Here is a 21190-nt window from a genome sequence, read left to right as displayed (position 1 = left end):
AAGCAGGAAGAAAAAATGGCGCGTTCCGCTCTCCTCAACGTCATGGTCCAGGCCGCGATGAAGGCCGGCCGCTCGCTGTCGCGCGACTTCGGCGAGGTGCAGAACCTGCAGGTCTCGATGAAAGGCCCGGGCGACTATGTCAGCCAGGCCGACCGCAAGGCCGAAGAGATCGTCTTCGCCGAGCTTTCCAAGGCGCGGCCGGGCTATGCGTTCCTGATGGAGGAACGCGGCGCGGTCGAAGGCGAGGACGCCCAGCACCGCTGGATCGTCGACCCGCTCGACGGCACCACCAACTTCCTGCACGGCATTCCGGTCTTTTCGGTGTCGATCGCGCTCGAGCGCCAGGGCCAGATCGTCGCCGGCGTCGTCTACAATCCGGCGATGGACGAACTCTACACGGCCGAGCGCGGCGGCGGCGCCTTCATGAACGACCGTCGGCTGCGCGTTGCCGGGCGCTCCAAGCTGACCGACGCGGTGATCGGCTGCGGCGTGCCGCATCTCGGCCGTGGCCAGCACGGCAATTTCCTGATCGAGCTGCGCAACGTCATGGCCGAAGTCTCCGGCGTACGCCGCCTTGGCTCCGCCGCGCTCGATCTCGCCTATGTCGCGGCCGGCCGCATGGACGGCTTCTGGGAAACCGGCCTGTCGTCCTGGGACATCGCCGCGGGCATCCTTCTGGTGCGCGAAGCCGGCGGCTTCGTCTCCGATATGGATGGCGGACAGGACATGCTGGACAGCGGCGAGGTCGTCGCCGGCAATGAGGTCATCCAGCGCGCGCTTCTCAAGACCGTGAAGAAGCCGCTGTCGTCGCGCTGAGAGGCGGGGCGCGCGAAGCGCCCTTACTGCGAAAGTCGGAATCGATTTTCGGGAAGGATCGTGTGCAAATCAAAGTGCTGCCGTGTCCTTTGCGCGTCGAAAGGACGCGCCGCTCCGCAGTCGCAAAACCGCAACCGAAACTTGAAATACTGGTCCGCGACTGCCCAGATCAAGGGACAGCAGGACCATTTATGAACGATGTGCGGCCAGATACCCAGCTTGACATCCCCTTTGTGGGGCGCTGGCATTATTCGCGCGCCGAGATAATCGCCGACGGCATCGTGCATGCAGTGGGCATCGTGCTGGCGATCGCTGCCGGCTCGACTTTCCTGGCGCTTGCCGCTTTTCATTCCGGTCCAGGCGAATATATCGCAGCCGTCTTTTACGTGGTGTCGCTGCTCACCGTGCTGTCGGTTTCGCTCACTTACAATCTGTGGCCGGTCTCGTGGCCGGCGAAATGGATCCTGCGCCGCTTCGATCACGCCGCGATCTATCTCCTGATCGCCGCCACCTACACGCCCTTCCTCGCCCAACTCCACAACACGCCGCTGGCGCTGCCCATGATCGTCGTCGTGTGGATCGCGGCAGCGGCCGGCATCGCCATCAAGATGTTCCTGCCCGGGCGCTACGACCGGCTGGCCATCGTCTTCTATCTCGCCATCGGCTGGAGCGGCGTGGTACTCGCCGGGCCGCTGGTCGAGACGCTGCCGACGACCTCGGTCGCGCTGCTCGTAGCCGGCGGCATCGTCTATTCCTGCGGCGTCGTCTTCTTCGCCTGGAAGGGCCTGCGCTTCCACAATGCCGTCTGGCACGGCTTCGTCGTCACCGGCGCCGGCCTGCATTTGGCCGCCATGGTCGACTGCCTGGTGGTCAACCGGTTCTAGGCCTGTGGCGCCGGCCTATCGGGCCATATTGCCAAGCGCCATTCAATTTGGTCACAATTCCGTTTAGAGTCGCGGCAATTCTGCGGCGGTGGCATCGGAAACGGGGCACGGATGGCTTTTCTCAGATCCTTCGGCAGGCGATCGGACGTCCTGGTCTATGATCCGCACAAGCTGTCGAGCCCGCAGGTCTTCCTGCTCACCATGGTGATCTTCCTGATCATCGTCGCTTTCATCGCCGCCATCCTCACCCGCCAGATCTCGACCGCCTTCTCCTCTAATCCGGGCCTCAACGGACTGATCGTTGGCGTGCTTGTGGTGGGCATCCTGCTCGCTTTTGCCCAGGTCGGGCGGCTGTTCCGCGAGGTGCGCTGGGTCAATTCCTTCCGCGCCGGCTCCGAAACCACCGAGCCGGTGCTTTTGGCGCCGATGAAGGCGATGATCGGCCGCTCGTCGACGATCGCGTTTTCGACCTCCTCGATGCGCACGATGCTGGATTCCATCGCCACCCGCCTCGACGAGAGCCGCGACACCTCGCGCTATCTGGTCGGCCTGCTTGTGTTTCTCGGCCTGCTCGGCACCTTCTGGGGCCTGCTCAACACCATCGCCTCGATCCGCGAGACGATCGAGGCGCTGGACCCGGGCACCGGCGACGCCGCCGCCGTGCTCGACGCGCTGAAGCAAGGCCTGTCGGCGCCGCTCGCCGGCATGGGCACCGCGTTCTCGTCCTCGCTGTTCGGCCTTTCCGGCTCGCTTGTGCTCGGCTTCCTCGACCTGCAGGCCGGCCGCGCCCAGACCCGCTTCTATACCGAGCTCGAAAACTGGCTGTCTTCGGTCACCGATCTGTCATCGGACATCGTCGTGTCCGAGACGTCGAAAACAGCCGAATCCTCCGAGGACATCCGCCTGCTGTCGGAGCGGCTGCGCAGCCTGCAGGAGAATGGCGGCGGCTCCAATCCGCGCGTCGCCACCGCCATGGCCAATCTTGCCGACGGCATCTCGGGGCTGGTGAAGAACATGCGCTCCGAGCAGCAGATCATGCGCGACTGGGTCGAAGCCCAGTCCGACGAGCAGAAGGCCATGCGCAACACGCTGGAAAAAATCGCCGACGCGCTGAAGAAGCAAGGGGTTCACTGACGTGGCACTGGCAAGACGGCGCGCCGACCGCCGCATCGACTACTGGCCGGGCTTCGTCGATGCCTTGTCGACGCTGCTCTTGGCGATCATGTTCCTGCTCACCGTCTTCGTGCTGGCGCAGTTCCTGCTCAGCCGCGAGATCTCCGGCAAGGACACGGTGCTCAACCGCCTCAACTCGCAAATCAACGAGCTGACCCAGCTGCTCGCGCTGGAACGCACGAACAGCCAGGACAAGGAGGATTCGCTCGCCAACCTGCAGGCATCGCTGTCGGCGGCGCAGGCTGAAAAGAGCCGCCTCGAGCAATTGCTGGCGCAGGGCGCCGGCGCCGGCGACGCGGCCAGCAAGCGCGCCGACCAGCTGTCCGGCGAACTCGGCAACCAGCGCCAGATCAGCCAGCAGGCGCTGAGCCAGGTCGAGATCCTCAACCAGCAGATCGCCGCTCTTCGCAAGCAGATCGGCGCGCTGGAAGACGCGCTCAACGTCTCCGAGCAGCGCGACCGCGTCTCCAACACCAAGATCGCCGATCTGGGCCGCCGCCTGAACGTCGCGCTGGCGCAGCGCGTCCAGGAACTCAACCGCTACCGTTCCGATTTCTTCGGCCGGCTGCGCGAGATCCTCGCCGACCGCGAGAACATCCGCATTGTCGGCGACCGCTTCGTCTTCCAGTCGGAGGTGCTGTTTCCGACCGGCTCCGACGTGATCAACGACGCCGGCAAGGTCGAGATGAAGAAGCTCGCCGACGCCATCATCGAATTGCAGAAGGAAATCCCGCCCGAGATCAGCTGGGTGCTGCGCGTCGACGGCCACACCGACAACCAGCCGCTCTCCGGCACCGGCCGCTACCGCGACAACTGGGAATTGTCGACCGCGCGCGCGACGTCCGTCGTGAAGTTCCTGATCGAGAACGGCGTGCCGGCCAACCGGCTGGTGGCCGCCGGCTTCGGCGAATTCCAGCCGCTCGACCCGGCCGACACCGACGAGGCGCGCAGCAAGAACCGCCGCATTGAACTGAAGCTCACCGAACGGTGATTTGAAGCATGTCTCCCCAAAGCGGGAACCGGTTTCGGGACAAAGACATGCGTAGAATCAAAACCCTAAAGCGTACGGAGCGGATCTGAAAGATCGCGACGCGCTTTAGGATCACGCAAAGTCACGGGAAGTTGTTTGTCGGCTGAATACTTAGCGCGCCAAGTTCCGGCGGCAAGGCCTGAAAACATTATCTTTTTTTAATTACACATCGCGAATCGACGCACCTAACTTGCCGCGCAGGGCCGGGGTCCCGCCGGCGATGCCTCCCATCGCGACGCGACGGAACCGGACGGCCCGGAAGGTCGGAAGGCGACGCGGCGCGGCCGCTCCCTTCCTGGTAGAAGGATGCGCCGCCATGCGCGCTTCAACATCTCTCAAGACTGCAATCCTCGCTGCGGTTCTGATCGCGGCCCCGCTCGCCGGCGCCTATGCGGCCGGGCACCACAAGGGACTTCTCGATGCGACCCCTCCAGCCAATTTCATCGGCCCGCGTGTGACCAGCCTGATCGATCAGATCCAGGGCGTGGATCAGGGCATCACCGATGCCCGGCAGGCAAACAACATTTCGGCTTCGGAAGCGCACCGACTGCACATGCGCGCCGCGCATATCAGCCAGGCCGCGGAGCATGTCGCGGCCTCGGATCACGGCAGGATACCGTCCGCGCAATATCATGAGATGCTGCGGCGCCTCGACAATGTCGACCAGAGGCTGATGAACGACACCGGCAGCGGCTTCATGGTGGGCGACGGCGACGGCGGCGGCAATTACCCGAACGGCTGAAGCGGTTCGCCATTTCAAGGAGATGGCCGGCACACAGGAAGGGACCAACTGGCGCCCGCGGGACCTGGCCCCGAGGGCGTCCTTTTTGGATCGCGTCCTGCTTCGATTACACGCCGAGCCAAAGCGCGATGATGGCGAGCACCGCCGGCACAGTCTGGATGAAGAGTGTCTTGCGGCCGACCGTCGCCGCGCCGTAGAGGCCCGCAATAGTGACGCAAAGCAGGAAGAACATCTTGATCTGGAATCCGCCGGCGCCGAGATAGAGCCCCCAGATCAGGCCGGCGGCGAGAAAGCCGTTATAGAGCCCCTGATTTGCGGCGAGCACTTTCGAGGCGCTGGCGAATTCCGGCGTCAGCCTGAACGCCTTGTGGCCGCGCGGCGTGTCCCACAACATCATCTCAAGGTAGACGATATAGCAGTGGATCAGCGCCACCAGCCCGACCAGGATATTGCCGATCATTGCTCCCCTCCGCTCGTTTGGACAAGCATTGACCACACGTCGACGCCGCCGCGCAAGATAGGTCGACCCCGGCCTCGCCGAGCAGGGTTGCCAAGCTTCGCGCCTTGGTATCTTTTTCGCGCCAGCCCATTTGCAGCCGGAACCCGCCATGTCCTTCCAGAAACTCGACCAACTCGGCCACAAGCTCGAAGCGCTGGAGCATGCTTTAGCCATCCTCGGCGCCGACGAGGCGACGCATATGGCGGTCGGCGGCGGCGAGAAGCGCGCCGAGGCGATGTCCTCGCTTGCCGGTATGCTGCACGCCCAGGCGACCGCGCCGGAGATCGGTGACTGGATCGCGGCCGCCGAAGCCGAGCCGCTGAGCGAAGAGCAGCAGGCCGCGGTCAGGGAGTTACGCCGCCAATACACCAACCTCACCTGCCTGCCTGTCGAATTCGTCGAGCGCCAGACGGTGGCGCGCATGCGTTCCGAACAGCTCTGGCGCGACCTGCGCGCCAAGAACGATTGGGCCGGCTTCCTGCCGGCTCTGGAAGGCGTCGTGGCCCTGGTGCGCGAGGAAGCGGCGCTGCGCGCCGACGCCCTCGGCCTCGCCCCCTATGATGCGCTGATGGAGCAGTATGATCCCGGCAACCGCGCCGCCGACATCACGCCGGTGTTTGCCGAGCTGAAGGCCTTTCTCAAGGATTTCCTGCCGCGTGCGCTGGCCATGCAGGAAGCGCGGCTGGCAAAACATCCGTTGAAGCCGCTGTCGGGCACCTATGCCGTCGACCGCCAGCGCGAGCTCGGCCTTGCCATGATGGCGGCCGTCGGCTTCGACCTCACCCATGGCTCGCTGTCGGTGTCGCACCATCCCTTCTGCGGCGGCGTGCCGACCGACGTGCGCATCACCACGCGCTACAAGACCTCCGACTTCCTGTCGGCGCTGATGGGCGTGCTGCACGAGACCGGCCACGCGCTTTACGAGCAGAACCTACCGAAAGCCTGGTCGCATTGGTCGCTCGGCAAGGCGCGCGGCATGGCCGTGCATGAGAGCCAGAGCCTGTTCGTCGAAAAGCAGATCGGCCGCAACCCGGCATTCTGGCGCTGGGCGTTGCCGGTGGTCGTAAAACACCTCGGCGAAGCCTGGTCGCTCGACGACATCCTGCCGCATGTCCACCATGTCGAGCGCGGCCTGATCCGCGTCGATGCCGACGAGGTCACCTATCCGCTGCATGTCATCCTGCGCTACGAGCTCGAGCAGGAACTCGTGTCCGGCCGGCTGGAGGTCGCCGACCTGCCGGAGGCCTGGGACGCCAAGATGCGCGACTATCTCGGCCTCTCGACCATCGACAATCCGGCCGACGGACCGATGCAGGACGTGCATTGGCCGGGCGCCGCCTTCGGTTATTTCCCCTCCTACACGCTAGGCGCCATGATGGCGGCGCAGCAATCGGCGGCCCTGACCAGGGAGCATCCGTCCGCCGACGAGGACCTCGCCAAGGGCGATTTCAGCGCCGTCAACGAGTGGCGTCGCGCAAAGATCTGGTCGCAGGGCTCGCGCTGGTCGACGCCGGACCTGCTCGAGCGCGCCACCGGCGAGAAGCTCAACGCCGCTTATTTCACCGAGCACCTGCGCAAACGCTACGGAACTGCATAAGTCGGCGGGTCGTTACCACGTCAGAGAACTAGAATGAGCTCATCGCCCATTTGCGTACGATTTCGTGCTGCTATATCTTATGACCACGAGGTGCGCAGATGAACGCTTCAGGTCCTAAGGAACGCGCTACGTTTTCTATCGACAGCGCGGTCAAGGAGACGCTCGAGAACCAAGTTCCGAAAAACAAGCGATCCCGTTTCGTCGAGGAGGCAATCGCAAAGGCATTGAAAGATGCCGCAAAGGAGCGCGCTTTAAAGATGATCCGGGAATTGAAACCGGGCTCGACAGGCGGCGAAAGCTCGACCGACGTGCTGCGTAGAATTCGCCAGGAGATGGACGGCCGACCAGAGGACATCCTCGAAGGCCGGAAAAAGTGATTATTGTCGACGCGTCGATTTTCATCAAACTCTTTCGGGACGAGGATGGTAGCGAACAGGCGCGAAACCTGTTCGCGAAAAACATCGCAGACGGTCGCGCCATGGCCGCCCCCAGCATCTTACTTTACGAGTCACTATCTGCCGCGCTTCACTATGAGCAATCCTTCGTTATGGTCGCAACGCTGATCGCCGGGCTGCGGGAAGGCGGTTTCCAGCTTCTGGAACCGGACATGGGCGAGCTGGCCAAAACGCAGGAAATCGCGACGCAGCTGAGCCCTGCCGGCGGCTATCCAACGCTCAACGACTGCGTTTACCACGCCATGGCAATCAATCGCGCCGCAACATTGGTGACAGCCGACCAGCGCCATTTTGCCAAAACGAAACATTTAGGCAGCATTGTGCTTCTCGCCGATTGGCGAGCGCCCTAAGATTGCTCTACTCCGCCGCGCCTCTGAAGGCGCTGGCTCCGGTCTCGAACTGCAGCTTGGCGAGCCGCGCATAGGTGCCGCCCTTGGCGACCAGGCTCTGATGCGTGCCTTCCTCGACGATGCGCCCGCCATCCATGACCAGGATTCGGGCGGCCTTGAGCACCGTCGCCAGCCGGTGCGCGATGACGATGGTGGTGCGGCCGCGCATCAGCCGCTCCAGCGCCCTTTGCACCAGCGTCTCGCTCTCGGCGTCAAGCGCCGAGGTCGCTTCGTCGAGCAGAAGGATCGGCGCGTCGCGCAGGATGGCGCGGGCGATCGCGATGCGCTGGCGCTGCCCGCCGGACAGCGTCACGCCGCGCTCGCCGACCTGGCTGTCATAGCCCTTGTCGAGCCTGGCGATGAATTCGTCGGCAAGCGCCGCCTTCGCCGCGGCCTCGATCTCGGCGTCGCTGGCGCCCTGCCTGCCGAAGCCGATATTGTCGCGCACGCTGGCGGCGAAGATGGTGACGTCCTGCGGCACGATCGCGATCCTCTGCCGGACAGCCGCCGGATCGGCCTCGCGCACGTCGACGCCGTCGAGGACGACGCGGCCGCTCTCGGGATCGTAGAAGCGCAGGATCAGCGAGAAGACGGTGCTTTTTCCGGCGCCCGAAGGCCCGACGATCGCCACCGTCTCGCCGGGCTTCACCTGGAAGCTCAGGCCATGCACGGCGGCACGGTCCGGCCGCGCCGGATAAGAGAAGGAGACGTCGTCGAAGCTGATCGCGCCCTTGGCCGTAGCCGGCAACGGAACGGGGTCGGCAGGCCGCTGGATCGCCGGCGTCTCGGCCAGGATCTCGGTCAGTCGCTCTGCGGCGCCCGCCGCCTGCGACAGCTCGCTCCACACCTCCGACAACGCGCCGAGCGCGCCGGCGGCAAACACCGAATAGAGCAGGAACTGGCCGAGCCTGCCGGCCGACAGCGTGCCGGCAAGCACGTCGCGCGAGCCGAACCACAGCACCGCGACCACCGAGGAAAAGATCATGAAGATGGCAAAGAAGGTCAGGAACGAGCGTGCGAACACCGAGGCCCGCGCCGCCTCGAAGGCAGCGTCGACGGCGCCAGCGAAGCGGCCGGTCACCAGCTTCTCGTTGGTGAAGGCCTGCAGCGTGCGCACGGCGCCGATCTGCTCGCTGGCATAGGCGGTGGCCTCGGCGAGCGTGTCCTGCGCTTGCCGGGACTTGCGGCGCACCGAGCGGCCGAAGGCGACGAGCGGCAGCACGATCACCGGAATGGCCGCGATCACCAGGCCGGAGAGTTTCGGGCTGGTGACGACCATCATCGCCACCGCGCCGAGGCCGAGGATGACGTTGCGCAGCGCGACCGAGGCGGTGGCGCCGACCGCCGACTTCACCTGCGTGGTGTCGGCGGCAAGCCGCGACACGATCTCGCCCGAATGCGAACGATCGAAAAACGCCGGCGACAGCGTCGTGACATGGGAGAAAACGTCGCGGCGGATATCGGCGACGACCCGCTCGCCGAGCGTGATGACGAAATAGTAGCGGCTGGCCGAGGCGGCCGCGAGCAGCGCGGCCATCAGAACCAGTGCCGCGAAATACTCCGCGATGAAGGTGGAGCCCGCGGCCTGGAAACCGTGGTCGATCATGCGCCGCACAGCCATCGGCAAGGCCAGCGTCGTTACCGCCGCCACGATCAGCGAGACGATGGCGCCGATGGCGAGCTTCCTATAGCGGGTGATATAGGGAAAAAGGCTGCGGAGCGGCCGGACCGAGCGTCTGCGCTCGCTTGCGCTGCCACCGATTTCCGCCATGAGCGTTTCCTCTGGCCGCTTGCCGGCACCGCGCTTCAATATGCGCTCGCCGCGGCCTTGTGATTCAATTCCGGCTGATGTATAGGCTCGCCGACCGTTTTAGAAGCCGTGGCTTTTCATTAGCTGCGGCTTCGAGTTTTAAAAAGGGGCGCATCGACGCAGGCCTTTAGGCCCGTCAGCAGCGCCGGCAGCCAGGAAACACGACAATGAAGGCCGATATTCATCCCGACTACCACACCATCAAGGTCGTCATGACCGATGGCACCGAATACCAGACCCGTTCGACCTGGGGCAAGGAAGGCGACACGATGAACCTCGACATCGACCCGACCACGCACCCGGCCTGGACCGGCGGCCAGCAGACCCTGCTCGACCGCGGCGGCCGCCTGTCGAAGTTCAAGAAGCGTTTCGAAGGCTTCGGCCTCTAAGCCGGATACATCGGCAGACTTTGAAAACCCGCCTTCGAGGCGGGTTTTTTGTTGGCCGCATTTCTTCCTTCTCCCCGTTCTACGGGGAGAAGGTGCCCGAAGGGCGGATGAGGGGCAGCGCCAGCCTCGGCGATTGGCCGGCCAAGGTGCGAGAAATTCAGAATTCGATGACAGTGCGCTTTTTCGACGATGCCAATGTCATAGGTCGGCGCCGCCCCTCACCTGCCTGCCGGCATCCTCTCCCCGTATAGTGACGGGGAGAGGGGCGCTCTCGCCGGCGATTTCGCCAATCGCCGACGCTGTGGGAAAGCGCCTGGGTTGTACCTACTCCCCCACAAACTCCCTAAGCGCCATGCGCTTGTAGGCCGCGACAAGCCTGTCGCCCTCGTCCCGCTCGACGGAGATCGCCAGCCGCACCGCGGCCTCGCCCATCTGCCAGACGAGGAACGCCGTCGTTTCCAGTTCCACTGGATCGGCATGGGGGCGCAGCCGCTTCAGCACCGCGACCAAAAATTCGGCATTGGCCCGGCTGTCGGCGAGTTCCAGTTCGCGCAACGCCTTGTCGGCCTGCGTACCCGACCAGATGTCGCGCATCACCGGCTCGGCCAGGAGCAACTGATAGTAAATGTCCACCAGCTCCGAAAACGCCCGTTTCATTCCCTCGGCATCGCGGACATCCTTGAGCGCCGTCGCAATGCAGGCCTGGCTTTCGGCGGTGTAGCGCTCGGCAAGCGCCCAGACGATCGCCCGCTTGTCCGGGAAGAACTGGTAGAGCGAGCCGATCGACACCCCAGCCCTTTCCGCCACCTCGCCCATGCGCATGGCATCGCTGCCTTGCTCGGCAATCAGCGCCGAGGCGGCCGCGAGCATGCGCTCGACCCGCTCGCGGCTGCGCTGCTGCGTAGGCGACCGGCGCGGCGAAGCAATGGCCGCCTGGTCCGGCTTGGCGGTAACTTTTTCATCCATGGCTCTGTCCGGGCGATTTCTCGAAAACTGGCTTGACTCCCAAAATACGAGGGTTTATCACGTTTTGCAAATGTGAGGATTACTCGCATTTTTGGATCGAGCAAAACCCGGCATCTGGAGCAACTGAGATGATGAAACTTCTTCCCACTCTCACCTTCATCGCCGCGATCGGCTCGGGCGTCGTCGGCGGCGTCTTCTTTGCCTTCTCGAATTTCGTCATGGCGGCCCTTGCCCGACTGCCCGTCCCGAGCGGCATCGCCGCGATGAATTCGATCAACATCACGGTGATCACCCCGACCTTCATGACGGCGCTGTTCGGCACCGGCCTCATCTGCCTGATGCTGATTGCCGGCGTTTTCTTCGGCTGGAGCCAGTCGGGCTCGTACTGGCTGCTTGCCGGCGCGGTGCTCTATTTCGTGGGCAATCCGATCGTGACCATGATCTTCAACGTGCCGCTCAACGACGCACTCGCCGCCGTCGATCCTGCGAGCGCCAACGGCGCCGCCGTGTGGACGAACCATCTGAATGAGTGGGTGATGTGGAATCACGTCCGCACCATCACCGCCATCGCGGCAATGGCCTGCTTCATCATGGCATTGACCTGAAGACGGCAACCCGCGAATGCAAAAGGCTGCGGCTCAGGCGGAGTCTTTTTTATGATCCTTGCGATCGGCGTGGCCGAGGTCACGCTCTGGGTCGATGACGTCGCGGACCAGCTGCTTGAGCTTTGCAGCATCCGGAAAACCGCCGTCGCGCTTGCGCTCCCAGACAAGCACGTCGTTGCACGAAATGGTGAAAATGCCGCCGGTGCCCGGCACCAGCGTCACCTCGCCGAGATCGGTGCCGAAGGTCGAGAGCAGCTCCTGCGCCATCCAGCCGGCCCGCAACAGCCACTGGCACTGCGTGCAGTAGGTGATGCGGATGGTGGGAAACGGCTTTTCGCTCATGGCGACTTGCCTCAGGCCGCGCTGAGCTTGGCCATGGTTTCGTCGTCGACCTCGAAATTGGCGTAGACGCTCTGCACGTCGTCGTCGTCCTCGAGGGTGGCGACCAGCTTCATCAGCGACTGCGCCCGCTCTTCGTCGACCGGAACGTTGTTCTGCGGCTGCCAGATCGGCTTGACCGATTCCGCTTCGCCGAGCGAGGCTTCCAGCGCCTTGGACACGTCGCCGAGGTTTTCGAAGGCGCAATAGATGGTGTGGCCTTCCTCATCGGACTCGACGTCATCCGCGCCGGCTTCGATCGCCGCTTCCATGACCTTGTCGGCGCTGCCGGCCGAGGCCGGATAGTAGATCTCGCCGACGCGGTTCCACATGAACGACACCGAGCCGGTTTCGCCGAGCGCTCCGCCAGCCTTGGTGAAGGCGGCGCGCACGTTGGAGGCCGAGCGGTTGCGGTTGTCGGTCAGCGCCTCGACGATCAGCGCGACGCCGCCGGGACCGTAGCCTTCATAACGCACCGCCTCGTAGTTTTCGGCATCGCCCATCGACGCCTTGTTGATGGCGCGCTGGATGTTGTCCTTCGGCATCGACACCGCCTTGGCGTTCTGCACGGCGAGGCGAAGCCGCGGATTCATCGATACATCGGGCGTCCCGCTCTTGGCGGCGACGGTGATTTCACGCGCCAGCTTGGAAAACATTTTCGACCGCACCGCGTCCTGGCGGCCCTTGCGGTGCATGATGTTCTTGAACTGCGAATGGCCAGCCATGGCACCCCTGTCGTGTTCGGCTAGAGCATCTCGAAGCGGGGTGTCATCACCTCGTCTTCGGCAAAATGCTCGAATTCAATCTTTCAGAACGTCCCGGACATGCCTGCGAAGGCACGCGGCGCTCTTTGTCGGAATGGCCGGCTTATAGATAAATCGGCTCAATTCGTCCAGCCGCGCCGTCACTCCGACGTTGAACCGGCCCGCTCACCCCTCCAGATCGGACTTCAACCGGTCGAGAATGCTGATGGCGTGACCGGCATACTGGCTGATCCAGCGGTCGTGGATCCGCTTGATCGGCAGCGCATTGAGATGGTTCCAGCGCTCGCGCCCCTCACGCTTGGCAACGATCAGGTCGGCCTCCTCCAGGACTTTCAGGTGCATCATCACCGTGCAGCGGTCCATGTCCGGAAAAGCCCCGCATAGCGCGCCGGTGGTCTGCGGCTGGTCCTTCAGCCGATCCAGCAATTCGCGCCGGCGCGAATGCGCCAAGGCCTTGAAAACATGATCGTCCACGGTTTCGCTTGACATGTTATGTTTCTATAACATATCGTTTTGGCAAGCAAGGAAGGAGCTGTGGATATGTCGCTTGGATTCAGGATTTCCGGACGCATCGGCAAACCGGTCGCCGAGGTCTTCGACGCCGTCGTCAACCCGACGAAGCTCAGCGGTTATTTCACCACCATTGGCGGCGCCTCCGCTCCGCTTGTCGCCGGCACCACCGTCACCTGGTGGAAGATGGTGCCGGTGGAGGTCGACGAAGTGACGAAGGACAAGCGCATCGTGCTGCGCTGGGACGCCACCGATACCGACGGCAAACCCGCCTACAAGACCCGCATCGAGATGAATTTCGAGCCGCTGGAGGACGGCGGCACCTTCGTCACCATCGCCGAGCAAGGCTGGCGCGAAGGCGAGGTCGGCCTGAAGAAGTCCTACCTCAACTGCGAGGGCTGGTCGCAGATGCTCGCCTGCATGAAGGCCTATCTCGAATACGGCATCAATCTGCGCGACGGCTACTACCGCAGCGAGATGAAGGGCGAGCCGGCCAACGAGACCAACATCTGAGCCTGCGTCACGTCCCGATATCCAGCAGGAGGAGGTCGCCCCGATGACGAAAACAACACCATTCCTGATGTTCGAGGGAAACGGCGAGGAGGCCATGACCCTCTATTGCGGGACCATTCCCGATAGCCGTGTCCTCGACATCGCGCGCTACGGTTCGGGCGAGGATGGAGCGGAGGGAACGCTCAAGCTGGCGCGCGCTTTGGTCGGCGGCGTCGAGGTCAGGATCTACAACAGCCCCGTCCATCACGCCTTCACTTTCACGCCGTCCTTCTCCTTCTTTGTCGACTGTTCTTCCGGGCAGGAACTGGAGCGGATCGTCGGCGTTCTTTCCAAGGATGGTGGATTTCTGATGCCACCAGGCAATTACGGCTTCAGCCAGCGTTTCGCCTGGCTCAACGACCGGTTTGGCGTCTCCTGGCAGATCAACTTGCCCTGACATCGAGGAGGGTACTGTGGAATTGAAGCGCGCCCCCACCGCCGAAACCGCCATGCTGATCCGGCGGCCGGTCGCCGACGTCTTCGAGGCGATTGTCGATCCGGCGATCACCACGAAATTCTGGTTCACGCATTCGAGCGGCCGACTGGACGAAGGCAAGACGGTCGAGTGGGAGTGGCGCATGTACGGGGTCTCGACCAGGGTCGAGGTCAGCGAGATCGTCCCCAACGAGAAGATCGTCATGCAATGGAGCGATCCGCCGACCACCGTCGTCTGGACCTTCACCAAAATGCCCGATGAGGCGACCTTCCTCGAGGTCCGCAATTTCGGCTTCGCCGGCTCCGCCGACGAGCAGGTCAAGCAGGCAATCGACTCGACCGGCGGCTTCTCTCTGGTGCTCGCCGGCGCCAAGGCATGGCTGGAACAGGGCCTGACGCTCGGCCTGATCGGCGACCGTCACCCGAAGGGCATTTCGGCCTAATGCCCCTCGCCCGACCCCTGCTTCTTGCGATGCCGTGCCAGCATGTTGAGGCCCTCGACCAGGGCTGAAAAACCCATGGCGGCGTAGATGTAGCCCTTGGGCACATGGTAGCCCATGCCGTCGGCGATCAGCGTCATGCCGATCATCAACAGGAAGCCCAGCGCCAGCATCACGATAGAGGGGTTCTTGGCGATGAAATTGGCGAGCGGCGTCGCCGCCAGCATCATCACGCTCACCGCCACGATCACCGCGATATACATGATGGCGATCTCGTCGGTCATGCCGACGGCGGTGATGATGGAATCGATCGAGAAGACGAGGTCGAGCAGCAGGATCTGGAAGATCGCGCCGGCAAGGCTCATCTGCAGCGTGCCCACCATCGTATCCTGATGGTCCTGCAGGTCGACCGTGTGATGGATCTCCTTGGTCGCCTTCCAGACCAGGAACAGGCCGCCGGCGATCAGGATCAGGTCGCGCCAGGAAAAGCCGTGGCCGAAGGCTGTGAACACCGGCGTCGTCAGCTGCACGATGATCGAGATGGTGGCGAGCAGGACGAGGCGCATGATCAGCGCCGCCGAGATGCCGAGCCGGCGCGCGCGGGCGCGCTGCGCTTCCGGAAGCTTGTTGGTCAGGATCGAGATGAAGATCAGATTGTCGATGCCGAGCACGACCTCGAGCACCACCAGGGTCAAAAGCGCGACCCATGCGGTCGGATCGGAAACAAAGTGAAAGTGCGGCGCCAGAAATTCGAGAAGCTGCATGAAGGTCGTCCCCTCTACGATCTAGAGCAGTGTTGCCGGCAATTAGGTACTCTGCGCACCTATATCAATGTCACGGCCAGAAGGACGGCGCCGTTTCTTCCAGCCGCGGCCCGCGGCGAAACGGCGCGATTTTTTCGGCAAGCCCGGTGCGGTCGGAAATATCGACGCCGACGCCGCAGAGCGTCGCAGGCCCGGATGCCGCCTCGAAACGGCCCTTCGGCACCTTGGAAAGAAACCGGTTGAGCGGTTCTTCCTTGTCCATGCCGAGCGAGGAATCGTAATCGCCGCACATGCCGGCGTCCGAAATATAGGCGGTGCCGCCATTGAGGATCTGATGGTCGGCGGTCGGCTGATGCGTATGCGTGCCGACCACGAGGCTGGCGCGGCCGTCGACGAAATGCGCGAAGCACATTTTCTCCGAGGTCGCCTCTGCGTGGAAATCGACGATGACCGCATCGGCCTGCTCGCCAAGCGGACAGGCGGCCAGCTCGCGCTCGCCGGCCTGGAACGGGTCGTCGAGCTCCGGGTGCATGAAGACGCGGCCCATGATGTTGGCGACCAGCACGCGCGCGCCATTGCGGGCGATGTAGACGCCCGAGCCGCGCCCCGGCGTGCCCTTGGGGAAATTCGAAGGCCGCAGGAAGCGCTCCTCGCGCGGCGCGAAGATCAGCGCGTCGCGCTGGTCCCAGACATGGTTGCCGGTGGTGACGACATCCGCGCCCGCCGCGAGCGTCTCGCGAAAGATTTCTTCGGTTATGCCGAAGCCGCCGGCGGCGTTCTCGCCATTGACGATGACGAAATCGAGCTTGAAGTCGGAAATCAGCCCTGGCAGCTGTTCCCAAACCGCCGTGCGTCCCGTCTTGCCAACCATGTCGCCGAGGAAGAGGAGTCTCATAGCCACTTCTATCCAGAGCTGTGGACGCTAGGCAAGCGGCACCGAGGTCCTAACGCCGTCCAAAAGTGGCGCGTTGCTGTTCGGCCGGCGTTGCGCTCGCGCCCGAGACGCGGGTAGCCGAGGGGATCGGCAAGGCCGGCGGTGCGTTCCGTCCTCGCAACCAGAAGAACCAGAGATAGAAAGCGGCGAACCCGCCGGTGACGGCAAGCAGCAGCAGCCCGCCGCGCCATCCCTTCATCGCGGCCGTACCAAGGTTCGCTGGATCGGCGGGATCGTAGTAGAATTCCATCTGGTCGCCCTTGGCTGCCTTGTAGAGGCCGATGTCCTTGCCCTTGCCGGACCATGTCATCGGCGCATCATTGGCGACGTAAGCCAAGGCGACATTGATGCCGTCCGTTTTGAGGCCGTTCGCCTGCATTTCGCTGTAAGGACTGACATCCGTTACGGTGGCGACCGTCCGCTGCCAGGCGGACTGGTGGTGCAGGGCAGTTCCTATGATGTGCAATGCCATCAAAAATAGTATCGCCGAGATCAACGCGAACGGCATCAGCAAATAGCGCGCAAGAATAAACACCACGACCCCGTCGAGCTGGACTATTTTTCAGGAATATAGCCGACGTTTGTTGGGAACGCGTTAAGCAGGTCGCGACAGTTCAATGCATGTCGCCCAAAAAGAGCGCAGCGCTTTTGGGGCGACCGACAAAATCTAAAGCGCGCCTGAATTCGTTTCAGTGCGACGCGCTTTAAGCGATATCGAAGCGGCGCAACCCGCTCTCGGTCAGTATTTCCTGAATGATGACGTCGTGGTCTTCGTTCGGCACCAGCGGCACTTCCTGGCAGTCGAAGGCGATGCCGATCAGCCTGGGCACGATGCCCTTGTCGGCCAGCCTGGCGATGGCACGGTCGTAATAGCCGGCGCCATAGCCTATGCGGTGACCGCGGGCGTCAAAGGCGGCGAGCGGCACCAGCATCAGCGTGGGGTCGAGCACTTCCGCCTCTTCATGCGGCCCGACGGTGCCGAACCCCATCTCGACCATCGGCGCGCCGCGCACCAGTTCGCGGAAGACGATCGTGGTCTTGTCGAGAATTGCCGGCAGGCAGAGCCTGGCGCCCTTTTCGCGCAACGCGAACATCAGCGGCCGCACATCGACCTCCGAGCGCATCGGCCAGAAGCCGGAGACGACCCGGCCGGGCTCGAAGTCGATTTTTTCCTTCGCGGTCTCGGCCATTTCAAGCGCGATTTCCACCCGCCAGAATTCGTCTAGCGCATCGCGTCGCGCCAGCGCTTCCTTGCGAAGCTGTTTTTTCAGGTCTTTTGAAGAACTCATGCGCGGACGCTAGAAAAGGTGGTATTTGGATGGCGTTTCAGGAGCGACGTCTTCTAGCGCATGTCTCCCGAAAACGGGAGAGTGACGATCCACACAACCGGTGGAGAGGTCGATCCCGGGTGCCTACAAAGTAGGTGGGCGCCGTGTGAGAAAACCCACGGGTCTTCCCAGGGACAGCTCCCTAAGGATCGATAAGGCCCCGGGGATAAGTTTCTCCTGCCGGGAAGCGCAGACCGCCGGAAACAAATATAGGCCGATGGTTAGCCGAGCGCCAGTGAAACGGGCAACCATTCGCGCGTAATTCGTCTTGCAGACCATCCTGATAGGGAGCTCTTCCGCAACCGCCCTTGCGCGGCCCGTCCAGCCTCCTTACGGTCCCGCCGCACGGACAGGAGAAAAGATGCGTTTCGAAGGCACCGCGGCCTATGTCGCCGACAAGGATCTGATGGTCGCGGTCAACGCCGCGATCGCGCTGGAACGGCCCTTGCTGGTCAAGGGCGAGCCCGGCACCGGCAAGACCGAGCTCGCCCGCCAGGTGGCATCGGCGCTAGGGCTCGAGTTCATCGAATGGAACGTCAAGTCCACCACCAAGGCGCAGCAGGGCCTCTACGAATATGACGCCGTCTCGCGGCTGCGCGACAGCCAGCTCGGCGATGAGCGCTTCAACGACATCGCCAACTACATCAAGCGCGGCAAGTTGTGGGACGCCTTCGCGGCGCAAAAGAAAGTCGTGCTTTTGATCGACGAGATCGACAAGGCCGACATTGAATTCCCCAACGACCTCCTGCAGGAACTCGACCGGATGGAGTTCTTCGTGTACGAGACCGGCGAGACGATCCGCGCCGAGTTCAGGCCGATCGTCATCATCACCTCGAACAATGAGAAGGAACTGCCGGACGCCTTCCTGCGCCGCTGCTTCTTCCACTACATCCGCTTCCCCGACATCGACACGCTGCACCGCATCGTCGAGGTGCATTACCCCGGCATCAAACAGAATCTGGTGCGGGCGGCACTCACGCAGTTCTACGAGATCCGCGAGGTGCCGGGCCTGAAGAAGAAGCCGTCTGCCTCCGAGGCGCTCGACTGGATCCGTCTGCTGGTCGCCGACGACATCGCGCCCGAGGATCTGCGCGCCGATCCGAAGAACATGCTGCCGAAGCTGCACGGCGCGCTGTTGAAGAACGAGCAGGACGTGCACCTGTTCGAGCGCCTGGCCTTTATGGCCAGACGGCAGCAGTAAGCCCGCAGCAATAGCGCTTTCCCGTCCGTGGACCGTTGCCGCCGAGCGGCCGCTGCCGCAGCTTCGGGTCAAAATGTTGGAGGAAAAATGTCCGAGATCATCATCCGCCCGCTCGCGCAGTCCGACCACGCCGACTGGCGCCGGCTTTGGACCGACTATCTGACTTTCTACGAGACGAAGCTGCCGGCAGAGGTCTACGCGATCACCTGGAAGCGCCTGTTCACGGATGGCGAGTTCGAGCCGAAGGGTTTCATTGCCACGCTCGACGGCAAGGCCGTCGGCCTCACCCATTATCTCTATCACCGCTCAGGCTGGTCCGAGAAAAACAACTGCTACCTGCAGGACCTGTTCGCCGACCCTGAGGTGCGCGGCAAGGGCGTGGGCGCCGCGCTCATCAAAGCGGTGCAAGACGAGGCCGGCAAGATTGGGGTGAAAAACGTCTACTGGATGACGCACGAGACCAACGCCACGGCGCGCCGGCTCTACGATCATGTGGCGCGACGAACGGGCTTCATCGAGTACGATCTGCTATAAGGCAATTTGAAAACCCGGAACGAGCTGAATGACCTGCTATGTAGGAATTTTGGACGGTGCCGATGACGTCTGGGGGGTTCGGATACCCGATCTTCCGGGTTGCCATGGCGGTGGCGCGAGCCCTGACGAAGCGGTTGCTGACGCAGCGCTCGCGACCCGGGAATGGACTGAGATTCGTATTGCGAAGCGCCTGCCCGTCCCCAGCCCACGTACATTGGCTGATCTGCTGAGATCAGGCGAAATCGACTACATCTCAGGTGAGTCCGCCGTGGTCATTGGTTAGAGATAGCCGATGTTCATCCCCTTCTTCCTCGAACTGAAGGCCGCGCGGGTTCCCGTTTCGCTCAGGGAATATCTGTCGCTGCTGGAAGGGCTGGAAGCCGGGCTCGTCGATTATGACGTCGAAGCTTTCTACTACCTCGCGCGCGCGGCCCTGGTGAAGGACGAGCGCCACATCGACCGTTTCGACCAGGTGTTTGCGCATGTCTTCAAGGGTGTCGAGGCGCTCGGCGGCCCCGATGCCGTCGATGTCGTCAACATCCCCGAGGAATGGCTGCGCCGTTTGGCGGAAAAGCACCTGACCGAGGAGGAAAAGAAGCTGGTCGAAGCGCTGGGCGGTTTCGACAAGCTGATGGAGACCTTGAAGCAGCGCCTCCAGGAGCAAAAGGGGCGCCACCAGGGCGGTTCGAAATGGATCGGCACCGGCGGCACCTCGCCCTTCGGCGCCTATGGCTACAACCCCGAAGGGGTTCGCATCGGCCAGGATGAAAGCCGGCATCGCCGCGCGGTGAAGGTCTGGGACAAGCGCGAATTCCGGAACTTCGACGACACCGTCGAACTCGGCACCCGCAACATCAAGGTGGCACTGAAGCGGCTGCGCCGTTGGGTGCGCGAGGGCGCCGACGAGGAGTTCGACCTTCCCGGCACCATCCACGCCACCGCCGAGCACGGCTATCTCGACGTCAAAACCCGGCCCGAGCGACGCAACGCGGTGAAGCTTTTGATGTTCTTCGATGTCGGCGGCTCGATGGACGACCATATACGCGGCGTCGAGGAACTGTTCTCGGCCGCGCGCGCCGAGTTCCGCCAGCTCGAATATTTCTACTTCCACAACTGCCTCTACGAGCGCGTCTGGAAGGACAATCGGCGGCGGCTGGCCGAGACGATCCCGACCTTCGACCTCATCCACAAATACGGGCCCGACTACAAGGTGATCGTCGTCGGCGACGCCTCGATGAGCCCCTACGAGATCGCGCATCCCGGCGGCTCGGTCGAGCATTGGAATCCGGAGGCCGGCAGCGTGTGGCTGACGCGCCTGTTGCGGCAATGGCCGAACGCGATCTGGCTAAACCCGGAAGCCGAGAAGAACTGGCGCTACACGCATTCGATCCAGTTGATCGGCGACATCTTCGGCGGCCGCATGTTCCCACTGACATTGGCCGGGCTTGAGGCAGCGACAAGACAGTTGTCGCGCAACCACTAGCTCGCTTTCACTGGCGGCGTTTGTAACAAATGCCTATGTTCCGACGAATACCCGTTGCAAGCAACAAGGAGCCGCCAAGGCCGAGGAGATTCCATGGACACCCACGCCTATCCCGTCACCCGCACCGATGCCGAGTGGCGCGCCCGGCTGACGCCGGAGCAATATGCCGTGATGCGCAACCACGGCACCGAGCGCCCCGGCAGCTGCGCCCTGCTCTACGAGAAGCGCGCCGGCACCTTCTACTGCGTCGGCTGCGACCAGCCGCTGTTCGAATCCAAGCTGAAGTTCGAGAGCGGCACCGGCTGGCCGAGCTTCAACGATCCGGTCCCGGGCTCGATCGACACCACCGTCGACCGCAGCTACGGCATGGTCCGCACCGAATGCCATTGCGCGCGCTGCGGCAGCCATCTCGGCCATGTCTTCGAGGATGGCCCGCCGCCGACCGGCCTGCGCTATTGCATCAATGGCGTGGCGCTGCGCTTCGAGCCGGCAGCTTGAAGCCTCGGGAATGA

General features: G+C 63.3%; 27 protein-coding genes and 1 other RNA gene. 17 read left to right on the top strand and 11 right to left on the bottom strand.

Annotated elements, in window-relative coordinates:
• The first annotated feature begins 15 nt into the window (after positions 1 to 15).
• From FJ424_RS21750 to FJ424_RS21730, 5 genes are all read left to right on the top strand, one after another.
• Complete coding sequence (locus tag FJ424_RS21750; RefSeq protein WP_140645869.1) at positions 16 to 816, top strand: inositol monophosphatase family protein; 801 nt, start codon at positions 16 to 18, stop codon at positions 814 to 816.
• A gap of 191 nt (positions 817 to 1007) precedes the next feature.
• Positions 1008 to 1700 (top strand): hemolysin III family protein, encoded by a 693-nt coding sequence (locus FJ424_RS21745; protein ID WP_140654878.1) that lies wholly within the window; start codon positions 1008 to 1010, stop codon positions 1698 to 1700.
• Positions 1701 to 1811: 111 nt separating this feature from the next.
• The gene (locus FJ424_RS21740; RefSeq protein WP_140645871.1) at positions 1812 to 2834 is read left to right on the top strand and encodes a MotA/TolQ/ExbB proton channel family protein; all 1023 of its coding nucleotides are present in this window, start codon (positions 1812 to 1814) and stop codon (positions 2832 to 2834) included.
• 1 nt (position 2835) lies between these two features.
• On the top strand, positions 2836 to 3864 hold the full coding sequence (locus tag FJ424_RS21735; protein WP_140645872.1) for a peptidoglycan -binding protein: 1029 nt from the start codon (positions 2836 to 2838) through the stop codon (positions 3862 to 3864).
• Between the two features lie 355 nt (positions 3865 to 4219).
• Positions 4220 to 4645: a hypothetical protein gene (locus tag FJ424_RS21730; protein ID WP_140645873.1), complete on the top strand. Its 426-nt coding sequence runs from the start codon at positions 4220 to 4222 to the stop codon at positions 4643 to 4645.
• 106 nt (positions 4646 to 4751) lie between these two features.
• Here the strand turns inward: FJ424_RS21730 and FJ424_RS21725 are convergent, their stop codons facing one another.
• Positions 4752 to 5105: a DUF1304 domain-containing protein gene (locus FJ424_RS21725; protein ID WP_140654876.1), complete on the bottom strand. Its 354-nt coding sequence runs from the start codon at positions 5103 to 5105 to the stop codon at positions 4752 to 4754.
• 148 nt (positions 5106 to 5253) lie between these two features.
• On the opposite strand from FJ424_RS21725, the gene FJ424_RS21720 reads away from it, so the two are divergent.
• From FJ424_RS21720 to FJ424_RS21710, 3 genes are all read left to right on the top strand, one after another.
• Positions 5254 to 6741 (top strand): carboxypeptidase M32, encoded by a 1488-nt coding sequence (locus tag FJ424_RS21720; RefSeq protein ID WP_140654873.1) that lies wholly within the window; start codon positions 5254 to 5256, stop codon positions 6739 to 6741.
• A gap of 98 nt (positions 6742 to 6839) precedes the next feature.
• On the top strand, positions 6840 to 7118 hold the full coding sequence (locus FJ424_RS21715; protein WP_140646566.1) for a hypothetical protein: 279 nt from the start codon (positions 6840 to 6842) through the stop codon (positions 7116 to 7118).
• Positions 7115 to 7546 (top strand): type II toxin-antitoxin system VapC family toxin, encoded by a 432-nt coding sequence (locus tag FJ424_RS21710; RefSeq protein WP_140654870.1) that lies wholly within the window; start codon positions 7115 to 7117, stop codon positions 7544 to 7546. The genes FJ424_RS21715 and FJ424_RS21710 overlap by 4 nt, the downstream gene beginning before the upstream one ends.
• Positions 7547 to 7553: 7 nt before the next feature.
• Here FJ424_RS21710 and FJ424_RS21705 read toward each other — a convergent pair whose 3' ends face one another.
• A complete protein-coding gene (locus FJ424_RS21705; RefSeq protein ID WP_140654868.1) occupies positions 7554 to 9356 on the bottom strand; it encodes an ABC transporter transmembrane domain-containing protein in 1803 nt (600 codons plus the stop codon).
• A gap of 206 nt (positions 9357 to 9562) precedes the next feature.
• Here FJ424_RS21705 and rpmE point away from each other — a divergent pair, with 206 nt between their 5' ends.
• Positions 9563 to 9784, top strand: coding sequence for a 50S ribosomal protein L31 (gene rpmE / locus FJ424_RS21700; protein WP_027166741.1), 222 nt, complete (start codon positions 9563 to 9565; stop codon positions 9782 to 9784).
• Positions 9785 to 10108: 324 nt separating this feature from the next.
• Here the strand turns inward: rpmE and FJ424_RS21695 are convergent, their stop codons facing one another.
• The gene (locus tag FJ424_RS21695) at positions 10109 to 10750 is read right to left on the bottom strand and encodes a TetR/AcrR family transcriptional regulator (RefSeq protein ID WP_140654865.1); all 642 of its coding nucleotides are present in this window, start codon (positions 10748 to 10750) and stop codon (positions 10109 to 10111) included.
• Positions 10751 to 10878: 128 nt separating this feature from the next.
• On the opposite strand from FJ424_RS21695, the gene FJ424_RS21690 reads away from it, so the two are divergent.
• Complete coding sequence (locus FJ424_RS21690) at positions 10879 to 11355, top strand: DUF1772 domain-containing protein (protein WP_140654862.1); 477 nt, start codon at positions 10879 to 10881, stop codon at positions 11353 to 11355.
• A 33-nt stretch (positions 11356 to 11388) separates the two neighbouring features.
• Here FJ424_RS21690 and FJ424_RS21685 read toward each other — a convergent pair whose 3' ends face one another.
• The 3 genes from FJ424_RS21685 to FJ424_RS21675 all read right to left on the bottom strand — a co-directional run bounded on the left by FJ424_RS21685 (position 11389) and on the right by FJ424_RS21675 (position 12986).
• A complete protein-coding gene (locus tag FJ424_RS21685; RefSeq protein WP_140654859.1) occupies positions 11389 to 11697 on the bottom strand; it encodes a SelT/SelW/SelH family protein in 309 nt (102 codons plus the stop codon).
• Positions 11698 to 11708: 11 nt separating this feature from the next.
• On the bottom strand, positions 11709 to 12458 hold the full coding sequence (locus tag FJ424_RS21680) for a YebC/PmpR family DNA-binding transcriptional regulator (protein ID WP_140654856.1): 750 nt from the start codon (positions 12456 to 12458) through the stop codon (positions 11709 to 11711).
• A gap of 204 nt (positions 12459 to 12662) precedes the next feature.
• Entirely contained in the window at positions 12663 to 12986 is a 324-nt protein-coding gene (locus tag FJ424_RS21675; RefSeq protein ID WP_140654853.1) for a helix-turn-helix domain-containing protein, read from the bottom strand.
• Positions 12987 to 13037: 51 nt separating this feature from the next.
• On the opposite strand from FJ424_RS21675, the gene FJ424_RS21670 reads away from it, so the two are divergent.
• From FJ424_RS21670 to FJ424_RS21660, 3 genes are read left to right on the top strand one after another with little or no spacing between them, the layout of a single operon-like run.
• Complete coding sequence (locus tag FJ424_RS21670) at positions 13038 to 13520, top strand: SRPBCC domain-containing protein (protein WP_140654849.1); 483 nt, start codon at positions 13038 to 13040, stop codon at positions 13518 to 13520.
• A 43-nt stretch (positions 13521 to 13563) separates the two neighbouring features.
• The gene (locus tag FJ424_RS21665) at positions 13564 to 13956 is read left to right on the top strand and encodes a VOC family protein (protein ID WP_140654846.1); all 393 of its coding nucleotides are present in this window, start codon (positions 13564 to 13566) and stop codon (positions 13954 to 13956) included.
• Between the two features lie 16 nt (positions 13957 to 13972).
• Positions 13973 to 14437: an SRPBCC family protein gene (locus FJ424_RS21660; RefSeq protein ID WP_140654843.1), complete on the top strand. Its 465-nt coding sequence runs from the start codon at positions 13973 to 13975 to the stop codon at positions 14435 to 14437.
• On the opposite strand, the gene FJ424_RS21655 is transcribed toward FJ424_RS21660, so the two are convergent.
• From FJ424_RS21655 to ssrS, 5 genes are all read right to left on the bottom strand, one after another.
• Positions 14434 to 15198, bottom strand: a complete 765-nt coding sequence (locus tag FJ424_RS21655) for a TerC family protein (protein ID WP_140654841.1) — start codon at positions 15196 to 15198, stop codon at positions 14434 to 14436. The two genes, FJ424_RS21660 and FJ424_RS21655, sit on opposite strands and share 4 nt — an antisense overlap.
• 70 nt (positions 15199 to 15268) lie before the next feature.
• Positions 15269 to 16093, bottom strand: a complete 825-nt coding sequence (locus FJ424_RS21650) for a YmdB family metallophosphoesterase (protein WP_140646555.1) — start codon at positions 16091 to 16093, stop codon at positions 15269 to 15271.
• Between the two features lie 49 nt (positions 16094 to 16142).
• A complete protein-coding gene (locus FJ424_RS21645) occupies positions 16143 to 16640 on the bottom strand; it encodes a DUF3592 domain-containing protein (RefSeq protein ID WP_281405442.1) in 498 nt (165 codons plus the stop codon).
• A 196-nt stretch (positions 16641 to 16836) separates the two neighbouring features.
• Positions 16837 to 17421, bottom strand: coding sequence for a 5-formyltetrahydrofolate cyclo-ligase (locus tag FJ424_RS21640; protein ID WP_140654836.1), 585 nt, complete (start codon positions 17419 to 17421; stop codon positions 16837 to 16839).
• Between the two features lie 82 nt (positions 17422 to 17503).
• Positions 17504 to 17659: non-coding RNA, 6S RNA (gene ssrS, locus FJ424_RS21635), on the bottom strand.
• A 162-nt stretch (positions 17660 to 17821) separates the two neighbouring features.
• Between ssrS and FJ424_RS21630 the strand changes: the two genes are divergently transcribed.
• The 4 genes from FJ424_RS21630 to msrB all read left to right on the top strand — a co-directional run bounded on the left by FJ424_RS21630 (position 17822) and on the right by msrB (position 21176).
• A complete protein-coding gene (locus FJ424_RS21630; protein WP_140654833.1) occupies positions 17822 to 18661 on the top strand; it encodes a MoxR family ATPase in 840 nt (279 codons plus the stop codon).
• Between the two features lie 87 nt (positions 18662 to 18748).
• The gene (locus FJ424_RS21625; protein ID WP_140654831.1) at positions 18749 to 19195 is read left to right on the top strand and encodes a GNAT family N-acetyltransferase; all 447 of its coding nucleotides are present in this window, start codon (positions 18749 to 18751) and stop codon (positions 19193 to 19195) included.
• Positions 19196 to 19487: 292 nt separating this feature from the next.
• Positions 19488 to 20678: a VWA domain-containing protein gene (locus tag FJ424_RS21615; RefSeq protein WP_140654826.1), complete on the top strand. Its 1191-nt coding sequence runs from the start codon at positions 19488 to 19490 to the stop codon at positions 20676 to 20678.
• Positions 20679 to 20771: 93 nt separating this feature from the next.
• Entirely contained in the window at positions 20772 to 21176 is a 405-nt protein-coding gene (gene msrB, locus FJ424_RS21610; protein ID WP_140646549.1) for a peptide-methionine (R)-S-oxide reductase MsrB, read from the top strand.
• The last annotated feature ends 14 nt before the right edge of the window (positions 21177 to 21190 follow it).

The organism is Mesorhizobium sp. B3-1-8 (assembly GCF_006439495.1).
Classification (GTDB): Bacteria; Pseudomonadota; Alphaproteobacteria; order Rhizobiales; family Rhizobiaceae; genus Mesorhizobium.
The sequence above is the reverse complement of the archived record's forward strand: the minus strand, read 5'-3'. Positions and strand labels throughout refer to the sequence as shown.

Coding starts and splice junctions, on each gene's coding strand:
- FJ424_RS21750 (WP_140645869.1), top strand. CDS start 16: ATGGCGCGTTCCGCTCTCCTCAACGTCATGGTCCAGGCCGCGATGAAG.
- FJ424_RS21745 (WP_140654878.1), top strand. CDS start 1,008: ATGAACGATGTGCGGCCAGATACCCAGCTTGACATCCCCTTTGTGGGG.
- FJ424_RS21740 (WP_140645871.1), top strand. CDS start 1,812: ATGGCTTTTCTCAGATCCTTCGGCAGGCGATCGGACGTCCTGGTCTAT.
- FJ424_RS21730 (WP_140645873.1), top strand. CDS start 4,220: ATGCGCGCTTCAACATCTCTCAAGACTGCAATCCTCGCTGCGGTTCTG.
- FJ424_RS21725 (WP_140654876.1), bottom strand. CDS start 5,105: ATGATCGGCAATATCCTGGTCGGGCTGGTGGCGCTGATCCACTGCTAT.
- FJ424_RS21720 (WP_140654873.1), top strand. CDS start 5,254: ATGTCCTTCCAGAAACTCGACCAACTCGGCCACAAGCTCGAAGCGCTG.
- FJ424_RS21715 (WP_140646566.1), top strand. CDS start 6,840: ATGAACGCTTCAGGTCCTAAGGAACGCGCTACGTTTTCTATCGACAGC.
- FJ424_RS21705 (WP_140654868.1), bottom strand. CDS start 9,356: ATGGCGGAAATCGGTGGCAGCGCAAGCGAGCGCAGACGCTCGGTCCGG.
- rpmE (WP_027166741.1), top strand. CDS start 9,563: ATGAAGGCCGATATTCATCCCGACTACCACACCATCAAGGTCGTCATG.
- FJ424_RS21695 (WP_140654865.1), bottom strand. CDS start 10,750: ATGGATGAAAAAGTTACCGCCAAGCCGGACCAGGCGGCCATTGCTTCG.
- FJ424_RS21690 (WP_140654862.1), top strand. CDS start 10,879: ATGATGAAACTTCTTCCCACTCTCACCTTCATCGCCGCGATCGGCTCG.
- FJ424_RS21685 (WP_140654859.1), bottom strand. CDS start 11,697: ATGAGCGAAAAGCCGTTTCCCACCATCCGCATCACCTACTGCACGCAG.
- FJ424_RS21680 (WP_140654856.1), bottom strand. CDS start 12,458: ATGGCTGGCCATTCGCAGTTCAAGAACATCATGCACCGCAAGGGCCGC.
- FJ424_RS21675 (WP_140654853.1), bottom strand. CDS start 12,986: ATGTCAAGCGAAACCGTGGACGATCATGTTTTCAAGGCCTTGGCGCAT.
- FJ424_RS21670 (WP_140654849.1), top strand. CDS start 13,038: ATGTCGCTTGGATTCAGGATTTCCGGACGCATCGGCAAACCGGTCGCC.
- FJ424_RS21665 (WP_140654846.1), top strand. CDS start 13,564: ATGACGAAAACAACACCATTCCTGATGTTCGAGGGAAACGGCGAGGAG.
- FJ424_RS21655 (WP_140654841.1), bottom strand. CDS start 15,198: ATGCAGCTTCTCGAATTTCTGGCGCCGCACTTTCACTTTGTTTCCGAT.
- FJ424_RS21650 (WP_140646555.1), bottom strand. CDS start 16,093: ATGAGACTCCTCTTCCTCGGCGACATGGTTGGCAAGACGGGACGCACG.
- FJ424_RS21645 (WP_281405442.1), bottom strand. CDS start 16,640: ATGCCGTTCGCGTTGATCTCGGCGATACTATTTTTGATGGCATTGCAC.
- FJ424_RS21640 (WP_140654836.1), bottom strand. CDS start 17,421: ATGAGTTCTTCAAAAGACCTGAAAAAACAGCTTCGCAAGGAAGCGCTG.
- FJ424_RS21630 (WP_140654833.1), top strand. CDS start 17,822: ATGCGTTTCGAAGGCACCGCGGCCTATGTCGCCGACAAGGATCTGATG.
- FJ424_RS21625 (WP_140654831.1), top strand. CDS start 18,749: ATGTCCGAGATCATCATCCGCCCGCTCGCGCAGTCCGACCACGCCGAC.
- FJ424_RS21615 (WP_140654826.1), top strand. CDS start 19,488: ATGTTCATCCCCTTCTTCCTCGAACTGAAGGCCGCGCGGGTTCCCGTT.
- msrB (WP_140646549.1), top strand. CDS start 20,772: ATGGACACCCACGCCTATCCCGTCACCCGCACCGATGCCGAGTGGCGC.